The following is a 12539-nucleotide window of genomic DNA, read 5'->3' as shown; positions in this document are numbered from 1 at the left end:
GCGGATACTCCATATGCTATAAAGTAATCATGTAATGATCATTTATTGCTTGCTGGTATTAGTCTCTTGGCATTGCCTCCGATGGTGGCATTCAAGTCGACCGGCATACTCAGCAGCAGAGGAACCACAGCAGAGCCTACAGGGGAGTCGGATCGGGTATGAAGCTTCAGCAGCTCCGCTATATCTGGGAGGTCACGCGCCATAATCTCAACGTATCAGCCACGGCCCAGAGCCTGTATACCTCTCAGCCCGGTATTTCCAAACAGATTCGCTTGCTGGAAGATGAACTAGGGGTGGAAATTTTCGCCCGTAGTGGCAAGCATCTGACCCGGGTCACTCCTGCGGGGCAGGCAATCATCGACTTGGCGGGACAGGTGCTGCGAACCACGGAAAACATCAAGCAGGTGGCTCAGGAGCACAGCGACGAACGCCGCGGTAGCCTTGCCATTGCAACCACTCACACCCAGGCACGCTATGCCCTGCCACCGGTGATTCGCGAGTTCACGCGCAAATATCCCGATGTGGCCCTGCACATGCAACAGGGCACTCCCAAGCAGATCGCACAGATGGTCAGCGAAGGGCAGGCCGATTTCGCGATCTGCACCGAGTCCCTGGAGCTGTTCAACGACTTGGTCCTGCTGCCGTGCTATCGATGGAACCGGTGTGTGCTGGTGCCCGAGAATCATCCTCTGGCCCAGGCCGAGGAGCTGACATTGGAAGCCCTGGCAGAATACCCCTTGGTGACCTACGTGTTCGGGTTCACCGGCCGCTCCCAACTCGATGATGCCTTTCGAGCCAAGGATCTGACTCCCAACGTGGTGTTGACCGCCGCCGATGCCGATGTGATCAAGACTTACGTACGGCTGGGGCTGGGCGTGGGGATCGTGGCGCACATGGCGATCGATCCAGAGACCGACACGGGGCTGGTGGCACTGGATGCCGGGCACTTGTTCGAGAGTTCCACGACCAAGATTGGTATTCGGCGTGGTACCTTCATGCGCAGTTACATGTATGACTTCGTCCAAGGGTTTGCTTCTCATTTGAACCGCGACATCGTCGAGGCTGCGCTTGCGGCGGGGCCGCGGCATGAGCATGAGTTGTTCGAGGGCATCGAACTACCGATACGCTAGGCCCGAAAAAAAGCCCGTCGGCATTTTACCGGCGGGCCTTTTCATCACTGGCTGAAGGGAGTCAATGCTGCAGGTGCAGCCCGCATTCGCGTTTCTCTTCCACTTTGGTGGGGTCGAAGTAATCGAAATTGTTGGGCAGGTCGTGCTGCTGCAGGTATTGGTACATGTCCTTTGCAGTCCAATGCAGCACTGGTGCGACCTTGATCAGCCCGTTGGCATTAACGGATACCGGCTGCATCTGGGCACGCTCGGCGGTGTCTTCGGCGCGCAGCGCCGTGAGCCACACCTCGGGAGCCATCTCCCGCAAGGCGCGCTGGAAGGGCTCAAGCTTGACCTCCTCGGTAAAGGCCGCATGGCGAGGATCATCGATGCTCGGGGGCGGACCTTCCAGTGCCTCGCGATGAGCGCGAGAGCGCTGTGGATGGTAGGTGATCAGGTTCAGGTTGAGACGTTTGACGACCTCATCGACAAAGCGGTAAGTGGCCTCGGTGTTGTAGCCGGAGTCCATCCAAACGATAGGGATGTCCGGCTGCACCCGGGTGACCATATGCAGGATCACCGCTTCGAAAGGGCGGAAGTTGGTGGTGCAGATGGCACGCTTGCCAAGCCCTAGTGCCCAACGGGTCAAGGCTTCCGGGTCACGACCGTACTGCTGGTTGATGGTATTGATGTCCAGGTCCATGAAATGCTCCTTCCCCACATGATGTGGATACCCTAGCAAAGCCACCCATTGTCGCCCCAATACCTATTGGTTCGGTTCTTATATAGCTATTCGATAGAAGTGGGCGACTGTTTAGAACCATGAGCACTAGTGTGGATGATGAAAGCCCTCATGGAAGATCAGAGCGGGGCGGCAGTGGATGAATCGGCAACCAGAGCATTCAGCAAGTGGCGGATCTTGGCCAGGGTCTCGTGATATTCGGCTTCCTCTTCAGAATCGGCGACCAGGCCACCGCCCCCCCAGAGATGCAACCTGCCTGCCTCGGCGACAGCGGTACGAATGGCGATGGAGGTATCCATGTGCCCACGTTGGTCGATGTAGCCGAGGCTCCCGCAATAGGCGCTGCGTCGACTGGGTTCGAGTTCGTCGATGATCTGCATGGCCCGTACCTTGGGGGCGCCAGTGATGGAACCTCCGGGAAAGGCAGCGGCCAGCAGGTCGAGAGGCGTGCGTCCCACGTCCAGTTCACCACTGACGATGCTGACCAGGTGATGCACGTTGGCATAACTTTCCAGGCCGCACAGTTGTGGAACCTTGACACTACCGGGCCGGCAGACGCGTCCCAAGTCATTGCGTAACAGGTCGACGATCATCACGTTCTCGGCCCGATCCTTGGCGCTACACTGTAGCGCTTCGGCCAGTTGACGATCCTCGGTGGCAGTGTTGCCGCGTGGGCGTGTTCCTTTGATGGGACGGGTTTCCACCTGGCCTTGGTATGCTTGCAGGAAGCGTTCCGGCGATAGCGATAATACGCCCTTGTCCTCCCAGGCCAGAAAGCCGGCGAAAGGTGTGGGAGTGGCTTGGCGCAGGCGCAGGTAGGCATGCCACAGGTCGCCTTCATAGCTGGCGCTGAAGCGTTGGGCCAAATTGATCTGGTAACAGTCGCCAGCGTGAATGTAACGCTGGACGGCGCGAAAACGTTCCCCGTAACCGGTACGATCCAATTCGGCTTCGAAGGAGCCGGTGATGCGAAACGCTTGGGAAGGGGAGGGAGGCTCCGCAAGCCAGCCCAGCACTTGATCTCGGCGCTCGGCAGTTGCCACCAGTGAGGTCTGCTGTTGCTCATGATCCTGGATCAGTGCCCAGTCATAGAGACCAACGCGGCTCCAGGGAAGGTGCACGGCAGGTTTGGCTCGTCCCTCCAGGCGCTCGAGGCGGCGACCGAGGTCGTAGCTCCAATACCCGATCAGTCCTCCCAGGAAAGGTAGGTTGCAGTTTTCCGGCGGTTTGACGTCGAGGCTGTCGAGCAGGGCTTGCTGAGCTGCGAAGGGCATCGTCGGCAAGGAAATGTCGGCATCGCAATATGGCCGTCCTTCGGCATCGATCTCTAGAAGGCCGCGAGGGTCGCAACTGAGAATGTCATAGCGCCCGCCGGGGCCATATGGACGGCCGCTATCGAGCAGCACGGCTCCGCGCTGCTTGCGCAGTGCCGCGAAGTAGTCCAAGGGATCGGCCCGATAAGGCAGGGATGTGATTTCGAGTCGTTGTGTCATCTGGCGCGCTTTTCCTCAACAAGCGGACCATTCTAGGCATCATGTCGACATTTGTCGCATCCTGTCATGTTACCGCGAGCGACGGCCAATCTTCCCCCTCGAATCTGAGACTATCGTTTGATTGTCGACAAGTGATCTTGGCGCCAAGCTTTCATCTACATCGAAGGATGTAATTGAATCGGGTATATGGGCAGTTGACGCCCGCTGGCTGGATGGCTAAAGTTCTCTCAACTTCAGATTGTCGACAATGAATATGAACTCAGTATCATCTCCTGAACTCAGCTCTCCGGAAGTTCGCACCCTGGCCGAGCGTGTCTTCAACCAACTGCAGGATGCCATTGTCAGAGGTGAACTGGCACCAGGCAGCAAGATCACCGAACCCGGATTGTCGAAGACATATGGGATTTCGCGCGGTCCATTGCGTGAGGCCATGCGGCGGCTCGAGGCCCATCGCTTGATAGAGCGAGTGCCACATGTGGGTGCGCGGGTGGTCAAGCTGTCGATGAAGGAGCTGCTCGAACTGTTCGATGTTCGCGAGGCTCTCGAGAGCATGGCGGCACGACTCGCGGCCGAGCACATGTCGGCGGAAGAGATCGCCGGTCTGCGTGAGGTTCTGGCGGTTCACGAGCGGCAGGCCGATCTCTCACGCGGCGAAGCCTATTATCAGCGCGAAGGCGACCTCGACTTCCATTATCGGATCGTGCAGGGCAGTCATAACCGCATGCTGATGACGATCCTTTGCGATGACCTCTACTACTTGGTGCGCCTGTATCGCACCCAGTTCAGCGCCAGTGGCAGCCGGCCACAGCGGGCCTTTGTCGAGCACCACCGAATCGTCGATGCCATTGAGGCGGGTGATGCCGAGCTGGCCGAACTGCTGATGCGTCGTCACGTGAGTGCCTCGCGGGCCAACGTAGCCGAACGCTATGCCGCGGTATTGGAACAGGAAGCCGAGCAGGAAACCACGCCTTCATCGACCGGATAACACAGGAGCTCGCCATGAATCATCCAACTCCCGGAGCGCGCTTTCGTGCCGCTCTGAACGCCAGTCAACCGCTGCCCATCGTTGGGACCATCAATGCTTATACCGCAATGATGGCCGAGCGGGTCGGCCATCGGGCGATCTACCTTTCCGGTGGTGGCGTGGCCAATGCCTCGTTCGGCCTTCCCGACTTGGGCATGACCACCATGAATGACGTGGTCGAGGACGCTCGTCGCATCACGGGTGCCTGCGAATTGCCATTGCTGGTGGATATCGATACCGGGTGGGGGGGCGCCTTCAATATCGCGCGTACCATCAAGGAGATGCAGCGCGCCGGAGTGGCCGCCGTACACCTCGAGGACCAGGTGGCACAGAAACGCTGCGGTCATCGCCCCAACAAGGCGATCGTCTCCAAGCAGGAAATGGTCGACCGCATCAAGGCAGCGGCTGATGCGAAAGTCGATCCGGACTTCTTCCTGATCGCTCGTACCGATGCGTTTCAGAAGGAGGGGCTGGAAGCGGCCATCGACCGTGCCAATGCCTGTATCGATGCAGGTGCCGATGCCATCTTTGCCGAGGCCGTGCATACCCTCGACGATTACCGAGCCTTCTGCGACGGGGTCAAGGCACCGATCCTGGCCAATATCACCGAGTTCGGTGCCACGCCTCTGTTCACCCAGCAGGAGTTGGGTGAGGTGGGGTGCCGCATGGTGCTCTATCCCCTCTCGGCATTCCGTGCCATGAATGCCGCGGCACTCAAGGTATATCGCAGCATCCATGAACAGGGCCACCAGCGCGATGTGGTCGAACTGATGCAGACCCGCGAGGAACTCTACGACTTTCTCAACTATCACGATTTCGAGCGCAAGCTCGATGCCCTATTCGCGGAACAGGCTGGCGCTGATCAGGGTGAACCCTGAGCGCCCCACGATAATTACAACCTTCATGTATTCTTCCGTTCACCAGGAGGCACGCCATGGCTGAGAACACGCCAGTAAGCACCGGACTACGTGGCCAGAGCGCCGGTAGCACGGCCTTGTGTACCGTCGGCAAAAGCGGTTCGGGGCTGACTTATCGTGGGTATGACATCCACGACCTGGCCGAGCATGCTCGCTTCGAGGAGGTGGCCTATCTCCTGCTCAAGGGCAAGTTGCCGACCCAAGCCGAGTTGGATGCTTATGTCTCCAAGCTGAAAGGGCTGCGAGATCTACCGCAACCAGTCAAGACGGTTCTCGAGCAGATACCTGCCGATGCCCACCCCATGGACGTGATGCGCACCGGGGCCTCGATGCTCGGTAACCTGGAAACCGAGGAAAGCTTCGAGGAGCAGCAGGACATTGCCGACCGGCTGGTGGCGGTACTGCCATCGATCATTTGCTACTGGTACCGCTACACCCACGACGGCGTGCGCATAGAGACCCAGAGCGATGACGACTCGGTCGGCGGCCACTTCCTGCACCTGCTGCACGGCAAGCCGGCTTCCGAGCGGCATGAGCGCGTGATGAATGTCTCGCTGATCCTGTATGCCGAGCATGAGTTCAATGCCTCGACCTTCAGTGCGCGGGTCTGCGCGTCGACCTTGTCGGATATCCATTCTTGTGTGACCGGTGCCATCGGCACGTTGCGGGGACCATTGCATGGCGGTGCCAACGAGGCGGCGATGGCAATGATCGAAAACTGGCAGAGCCCCGAGGAGGCCGAGCGTGAGATTCTCGGCATGCTGGCGCGCAAGGAGAGGATCATGGGCTTCGGGCATGCGATCTATCGCGAGTCCGACCCCCGCAATGCCATCATCAAGCGGTGGTCGAAACGACTTGCCGAGGACGCGGGAGATACGCGCCTCTACCCGGTCTCGGAGCGCTGTGAAGAGGTGATGTGGCGCGAGAAGAAGCTGTTCTGCAATGCTGACTTCTTCCATGCCAGCGCCTATCACTTCATGGGCATCCCCACCAAGCTGTTTACTCCGATTTTCGTCTGTTCACGAGTCACCGGCTGGTGCGCGCATGTCTTCGAGCAACGAGCGGGTAATCGCATCATCCGCCCGAACGCCGATTACGTCGGGCCAGAACCTCAGGAGTGGCTACCGATCGAACGTCGCTCCTGATCGGATCGTCATCTCAGACCCGATGCCATGCGGCGACCGCACCACGGTCGCCGCCAGGTTAGCCGAACCCATTCGCCATATTTCGAGCCCATGAATACCGAAAACCGCAAACCTCTCCCCGGTACTTCGCTGGATTACTTCGATGTCCGTGCCGCGGTCGAGGCGGTCGAACCCGGCTCCTACGACAAGCTGCCCTATACCTCGCGCGTGCTGGCGGAAAACCTCGTGCGTCGCTGCGACCCCGCATGGCTTCCCGATTCACTCAAGCAGATCATCGGACGCAAGCGCGACCTGGACTTTCCCTGGTATCCGGCCCGGGTGGTGTGCCACGACATTCTCGGCCAGACCGCCCTGGTCGATCTCGCCGGCCTGCGCGATGCCATCGCCGAGAAAGGGGGCGACCCGGCCAAGGTCAATCCGGTGGTGCCGACCCAACTGATCGTCGACCACTCCCTGGCCGTGGAGCATGCCGGCTTTGATCCGGACGCCTTCGACAAGAACCGTGCCATCGAAGAGCGTCGCAACGAGGATCGCTTCCACTTCATCAACTGGACCAAGAAGGCGTTCAAGAACGTCGATGTCATCCCGCCGGGTAACGGCATCATGCACCAGATCAACCTGGAGCGGATGTCGCCGGTGATCCAGGCGCGCCTCGATGAGAATGGAAAGCGAGTCGCCTTCCCCGATACCCTGGTGGGGACCGATAGTCACACCCCTCACGTGGACGCGCTAGGCGTAATCGCTATCGGCGTCGGCGGTCTGGAGGCCGAAAGCGTGATGCTGGGGCGTGCCTCCTATATGCGCCTGCCCGACATCGTCGGCGTGGAGCTCACCGGCAAGCCGCGTCCCGGCATCACCTGCACCGATATCGTGCTGGCGCTGACAGAATTCCTGCGCAAGGAGCGGGTGGTATCGGCCTACCTGGAGTTCTTCGGCGAGGGGGCCGAGGCGCTGACAGTGGGCGATCGCGCCACCATCTCCAATATGACGCCGGAATTCGGTGCCACGGCAGCGATGTTCTACATCGACCAGCAAACATTGGATTACCTCACGCTGACAGGTCGCGACCCAGAGCAGGTCAAACTGGTGGAAACCTATGCCAAGCAGGTGGGCCTATGGGGCGACGATCTCAAGAGCGCTGAATACGAGCGCGTGCTCACCTTCGATCTCTCATCTGTGGTGCGCAACATCGCGGGGCCATCCAATCCGCACAAGCGGGTGGCGACCACCGACCTGGCCGCGGCCGGTATCAGCGGCAAGGTGGAGAATGAAGAGGGGCTGATGCCTGACGGTGCCGTGATCATTGCCGCGATCACCAGTTGCACCAACACCAGCAATCCCCGCAATGTCATCGCAGCCGGGCTTCTGGCCAAAAAGGCCAACGAACTGGGCCTGACGCGCAAGCCCTGGGTCAAGACCTCGCTGGCACCGGGCTCCAAGGCGGTAAAACTGTATCTGGAAGAGGCGAACCTGCTGCCCGAATTGGAGAATCTGGGGTTTGGCATCGTTGGCTTCGCCTGCACCACCTGCAACGGCATGAGCGGTGCCCTGGATCCGAAGATCCAGCAGGAAGTGATCGAGCGTGACCTCTATGCCACTGCCGTGCTTTCAGGTAACCGTAACTTCGACGGACGCATCCATCCCTACGCCAAGCAGGCCTTCCTCGCCTCGCCGCCGTTGGTGGTAGCCTACGCCATTGCCGGCAGCGTGCGCTTCGATATCGAGAAGGATGTGCTGGGGCACGACCGTGACGGCAATCCGGTGACCTTGAAAGACCTCTGGCCCAGTGACGAAGAGATTGACGTCGTTGTCCGGGATTACGTCAAGCCGGATCATTTTCGGAAGGTCTACATACCGATGTTCCAGGTCTCGGATGGTCCCTCCGATCAGGTCAGCCCGCTCTACGACTGGCGCCCGCAGAGCACCTACATCCGTCGTCCGCCTTACTGGGAGGGTGCGCTGGCGGCTGAGCCTTCGTTGCGCGGCATGCGTCCGTTGGCAGTATTGGGCGACAACATCACCACCGACCACCTGTCCCCGTCCAACGCCATCCTGCCCGATAGTGCCGCCGGAGAGTACCTGGCCAAGATGGGCCTGCCGGAAGAGGACTTCAATTCCTACGCCACTCACCGGGGCGACCACCTCACCGCTCAGCGCGCTACCTTTGCGAACCCGAAGCTGCTCAACGAGATGGTTCAGGAGAATGGCGAGATCAAGCAGGGATCGTTGGCGCGACTCGAGCCGGAAGGTAAGGTCATGCGCATGTGGGAAGCGATCGAGACCTACATGGAGCGCAAGCAGCCGCTGATCGTGATCGCCGGAGCCGACTACGGTCAGGGCTCTTCGCGTGATTGGGCCGCCAAGGGAGTGCGCTTGGCCGGTGTCGAAGCCATTGTCGCCGAAGGGTTCGAGCGCATCCACCGCACCAATCTCATCGGCATGGGCGTATTGCCGCTGGAGTTCCAGTCGGGCACCACGCGCAAGACGCTGGAAATCGACGGCACCGAAACTTTCGACGTGGTGGGTGAGTTCACGCCGCGGGCAACGTTGACGCTGATGATCCATCGCAGGGACGGTGAGCGGGTCGAGGTGCCAGTGACCTGCCGTCTCGATACCGCGGAAGAGGTCTCGATCTATGAGGCCGGCGGCGTGCTACAGCGCTTCGCCCAAGACTTCCTCGAATCGGCGGAGGTGGCGTAAGCATGCCCACGACCCACATACCCCAGATCAGGATTCCCACCACCTACATGCGTGGCGGGACCAGTAAAGGTGTGTTCTTCCGCCTCGAGGACTTGCCTGAGCGCGCCCAGGTGCCAGGTGAAAGCCGGGACAAGCTGCTGCTGCGGGTGATCGGCAGCCCCGACCCCTACCAGAAGCAGATCGATGGTATGGGCGGAGCGACCTCGAGTACCAGCAAGGCGGTGATCCTGTCGAAGAGCACTCAGCCCGGCCACGATGTCGACTACCTGTTCGGTCAGGTTTCCATCGACAAGCCCTTCGTCGACTGGAGTGGCAATTGCGGCAACCTTTCGGCCGCCGTGGGGCCCTTCGCCATCAGCAACGGCTTGGTGGAAGCCAGCCGTATTCCGCGTAACGGCATTGCGACGGTGCGTATCTGGCAGGCAAATATCCGCAAGACCATCGTTGCGCATGTGCCCATTGTCGACGGTGCCGTGCAGGAAACTGGCGATTTCGAGCTCGACGGCGTGACCTTTCCCGCCGCGGAAGTGCAACTCGACTTCATGGACCTGGCCGATGGGGAGGGAGCGATGTTCCCCACCGGCAATGTGGTCGACGATCTCGAGGTGCCGGAGGAAGTCGCGAAAGGCGGTATCCTCGAGGCTACTTTGATCAACGCCGGCATCCCTACCATCTTCGTCAACGCTCAGGATATCGGCTATACCGGAACCGAGCTGCAGGATGCCATCAATGGCGACACCCGGGCATTGGCCATGTTCGAGACTCTCCGTGCCCACGGAGCGCTGCGCATGGGCCTCATCCAGAGACTCGAAGATGCAGCTCTGCGGCAGCACACGCCCAAGATCGCCTTCGTCGCGAAGCCGGCCGACTATGTCGCCTCCAGCGGCAAGCGGGTGAAAGCCGCTGCAGTGGATCTATTGGTGCGGGCACTTTCCATGGGCAAGCTGCATCACGCCATGATGGGTACCGCGGCCGTGGCCATCGGCACCGCGGCTGCGATTCCGGGTACCTTGGTCAACCTCGCGGCCGGTGGTGGCGATCGCACCTCGGTGCACTTCGGCCATCCCTCCGGCACCTTGCGGGTGGGCGCAGAGGCCCGCTTGGAAGGTAGTGACTGGAAGGTCGTCAAGGCTAGTATGAGTCGCAGTGCCCGGGTGCTGATGGAAGGGTGGGTGCGCGTGCCGGCGGATAGCTTCTGATTGCCGAGGCGTTCCCCCAGCGTCCCGGTTCGTTCGACGGGCGCAGGGGCGTTTCGCATTTTCTATAGTGAGGGAAACCTATCCGGACTCGAGGCAGGAGGGAAGCATGAGTGCTACCGTGGAAGCCAATGTGCGCCCGGACTATGATCCCGAGTTGCAGAAGATCGCTGACTATGTGCTCGGCTATCGAATCGAGAGTCAGGAAGCGCTGGATACCGCGCGTAATTGCCTGATGGATACCCTGGGGTGTGGCCTGCTGGCCTTGCGCTTTCCCGAATGCACCAAGCATCTGGGGCCGTTGGTCGAGGGAACGGTAGTGCCCCATGGCGCTCGAGTTCCTGGCACCTCCTTCCGACTCGATCCGGTCAAGGCCGCCTGGGATATCGGCTGCATCATCCGTTGGCTGGACTATAACGATACCTGGCTGGCAGCCGAGTGGGGGCATCCCTCCGACAATCTGGGCGGTATTCTTGCTGTGGCCGACCACCTCTCGCAGAAGCGAGTCGCGCAAGGGGAGACGCCCCTGGCCATGCGCGAAGTGCTCGAAGCGATGATTATGGCCCACGAGATCCAAGGTGTAATCGCGTTGGAAAACTCCTTCAATCGCGTCGGGCTCGACCATGTGGTACTGGTCAAGGTGGCTTCCACTGCGGTGGTCGCCAAGCTGATGGGAGCCGATCGCGAACAACTGCTGGCAGCGTTGTCGCATGCCTGGGTCGATGGTCAGAGTCTGAGGACCTACCGACATGCCCCCAATGCCGGCTCACGCAAGTCCTGGGCGGCGGGCGATGCCACTTCGCGCGGCATGCGGCTGGCCGATATCGCCATGCGTGGCGAGATGGGTATCCCCGGGGTGCTATCGGCGCCGCAGTGGGGGTTCTATGACGTACTGTTCTCCAAGACCAACAAGGACCAGCAGGTCAAACCGGAAGATCAGCGCAAGTTTTCGTTCGGCCAGGATTATGGCACCTACGTGATGGAGAACGTGCTGTTCAAGATTTCCTTCCCGGCCGAGTTCCATTCCCAGACTGCCTGTGAGGCGGCAGTGATCCTGCACCCACAGGTCAAGGACCGGCTTGATGAGATCGACAGGATCGTCATCACCACGCACGAGTCGGCGATCAGGATCATTTCCAAGGTGGGAGAACTGGCCAACCCGGCCGATCGAGATCATTGCCTGCAATATATGACCGCGGTGCCACTAGCCTTTGGCAATCTGGTCGCCGAACACTACGAAGACGACTTCCACATGGCCAATCCTATCATCGATGAATTGCGCGGGAAGATGGAGGTCGTCGAAGACGAGCGTTACACCCGCGAATACCTCGAGCCTGACAAGCGCTCGATCGCCAATGCCATCCAGGTCTTCTTCAAGGACGGCAGCAAGACCGAGCAGGTCGCGGTGGAATACCCCATTGGCCACCGTCGCCGTCGCAAGGAGGGGATTCCGCTGCTGGAAGAGAAGTTCAAGGCCAACTTGGCCACGCGCTTTCCGTCACGTCGTTGTGATGAGATATTCAATCTGTGCAAGGACCAGCAGAAGCTTGAGGCGACGCTGGTCCACCGCTTCGTCGACCTGTTCGTGGTGTGAAATTCCGGCCTCCCGAGACCCAGGCTCGGGGCGCGGTACACTATTGTCGACATAAAACATGGCGTATTCGGAAACCATGGACTATATTTTTCATCCCGGGCCTTGAACATGGCCGGGGAAATCCGTAAAGTACGCATCCGCTGCTGGCGACGGGCAAACGTTGCGGGCGGTGGTGAATGGCCGAAATGGCTGTTTTCGTTGGGCTTTTTGGGATCGCTTGGGCGATTCGGGGTTGCACGGAAGCGGCGGGTTCGATAGACTGTGTCGCCACTCGATGGGCTCCGGGATGGGCCGTCGGCTTGGACGCCAAGCCTGACGAAAAGGCCTTGACCACGGACGCCGAATCGGTAGAATACGCCTTCCTCGCCGGGCGCTGGCGAGACCGCCTTTCTCACGATCAGCGGTCACGACAGCAAGCGCGAGACGCTCTTTAACAATCGATCAGGTAATTCATGTGGGCGCTTGTCGATGAAGGGGTGAGCAGTCACCACACTTCGAGGCAAGCGACTCGTCAAGAGACGTTTGGACCTTGAGCCAGGTTAGTTCCGCCTCCTTCTGCGGAAGGGCAGGAACACAATGATTGAAACTGAAGAGTTTGATCATGGCTCAGATTGAACGC

General features: G+C 60.0%; 9 protein-coding genes. 7 read left to right on the top strand and 2 right to left on the bottom strand.

Annotated features, from left to right (window positions below; translation table 11 throughout):
- Positions 1–158: 158 nt before the first annotated feature.
- Positions 159–1130 carry an HTH-type transcriptional regulator CysB gene (gene cysB, locus IE093_RS12225; RefSeq protein ID WP_189469580.1) on the top strand — a complete coding sequence of 324 codons (972 nt, stop codon included), beginning with the start codon at positions 159–161 and terminating at the stop codon, positions 1128–1130.
- Positions 1131–1191: 61 nt separating this feature from the next.
- Here the strand turns inward: cysB and IE093_RS12220 are convergent, their stop codons facing one another.
- Both IE093_RS12220 and pabB read right to left on the bottom strand, forming a co-directional pair.
- Positions 1192–1812 (bottom strand): phosphoadenosine phosphosulfate reductase domain-containing protein, encoded by a 621-nt coding sequence (locus tag IE093_RS12220; protein ID WP_189469578.1) that lies wholly within the window; start codon positions 1810–1812, stop codon positions 1192–1194.
- A 158-nt stretch (positions 1813–1970) separates the two neighbouring features.
- On the bottom strand, positions 1971–3344 hold the full coding sequence (gene pabB / locus IE093_RS12215; RefSeq protein ID WP_189469576.1) for an aminodeoxychorismate synthase component I: 1374 nt from the start codon (positions 3342–3344) through the stop codon (positions 1971–1973).
- 253 nt (positions 3345–3597) lie between these two features.
- On the opposite strand from pabB, the gene IE093_RS12210 reads away from it, so the two are divergent.
- The 6 genes from IE093_RS12210 (at position 3598) to prpD (ending at position 11920) form a co-directional block, all read left to right on the top strand.
- The gene (locus tag IE093_RS12210) at positions 3598–4329 is read left to right on the top strand and encodes a GntR family transcriptional regulator (RefSeq protein ID WP_189469574.1); all 732 of its coding nucleotides are present in this window, start codon (positions 3598–3600) and stop codon (positions 4327–4329) included.
- Positions 4330–4343: 14 nt separating this feature from the next.
- Entirely contained in the window at positions 4344–5246 is a 903-nt protein-coding gene (prpB, locus tag IE093_RS12205) for a methylisocitrate lyase (RefSeq protein WP_189469573.1), read from the top strand.
- A gap of 56 nt (positions 5247–5302) precedes the next feature.
- Complete coding sequence (gene prpC, locus IE093_RS12200; RefSeq protein ID WP_189469571.1) at positions 5303–6430, top strand: bifunctional 2-methylcitrate synthase/citrate synthase; 1128 nt, start codon at positions 5303–5305, stop codon at positions 6428–6430.
- 90 nt (positions 6431–6520) lie between these two features.
- The gene (acnD, locus tag IE093_RS12195) at positions 6521–9130 is read left to right on the top strand and encodes a Fe/S-dependent 2-methylisocitrate dehydratase AcnD (RefSeq protein ID WP_189469569.1); all 2610 of its coding nucleotides are present in this window, start codon (positions 6521–6523) and stop codon (positions 9128–9130) included.
- A 2-nt stretch (positions 9131–9132) separates the two neighbouring features.
- On the top strand, positions 9133–10329 hold the full coding sequence (prpF, locus tag IE093_RS12190) for a 2-methylaconitate cis-trans isomerase PrpF (protein WP_189469567.1): 1197 nt from the start codon (positions 9133–9135) through the stop codon (positions 10327–10329).
- Positions 10330–10435: 106 nt separating this feature from the next.
- Positions 10436–11920: a 2-methylcitrate dehydratase gene (gene prpD / locus IE093_RS12185; RefSeq protein ID WP_189469565.1), complete on the top strand. Its 1485-nt coding sequence runs from the start codon at positions 10436–10438 to the stop codon at positions 11918–11920.
- Positions 11921–12539 lie beyond the last annotated feature (619 nt).

Origin of the sequence: Litchfieldella qijiaojingensis (assembly GCF_014651875.1) — a bacterium.
GTDB classification, from domain to species: Bacteria; Pseudomonadota; Gammaproteobacteria; order Pseudomonadales; family Halomonadaceae; genus Litchfieldella; species Litchfieldella qijiaojingensis.
The sequence above is the reverse complement of the archived record's forward strand: the minus strand, read 5'-3'. Positions and strand labels throughout refer to the sequence as shown.

What these genes read in the sequence shown, in the direction of transcription:
- prpD (WP_189469565.1), top strand. Translation starts at nt 10,436, where the DNA reads ATGAGTGCTACCGTGGAAGCCAATGTGCGCCCGGACTATGATCCCGAG.
- IE093_RS12220 (WP_189469578.1), bottom strand. Translation starts at nt 1,812, where the DNA reads ATGGACCTGGACATCAATACCATCAACCAGCAGTACGGTCGTGACCCG.
- prpF (WP_189469567.1), top strand. Translation starts at nt 9,133, where the DNA reads ATGCCCACGACCCACATACCCCAGATCAGGATTCCCACCACCTACATG.
- prpB (WP_189469573.1), top strand. Translation starts at nt 4,344, where the DNA reads ATGAATCATCCAACTCCCGGAGCGCGCTTTCGTGCCGCTCTGAACGCC.
- pabB (WP_189469576.1), bottom strand. Translation starts at nt 3,344, where the DNA reads ATGACACAACGACTCGAAATCACATCCCTGCCTTATCGGGCCGATCCC.
- acnD (WP_189469569.1), top strand. Translation starts at nt 6,521, where the DNA reads ATGAATACCGAAAACCGCAAACCTCTCCCCGGTACTTCGCTGGATTAC.
- IE093_RS12210 (WP_189469574.1), top strand. Translation starts at nt 3,598, where the DNA reads ATGAACTCAGTATCATCTCCTGAACTCAGCTCTCCGGAAGTTCGCACC.
- cysB (WP_189469580.1), top strand. Translation starts at nt 159, where the DNA reads ATGAAGCTTCAGCAGCTCCGCTATATCTGGGAGGTCACGCGCCATAAT.
- prpC (WP_189469571.1), top strand. Translation starts at nt 5,303, where the DNA reads ATGGCTGAGAACACGCCAGTAAGCACCGGACTACGTGGCCAGAGCGCC.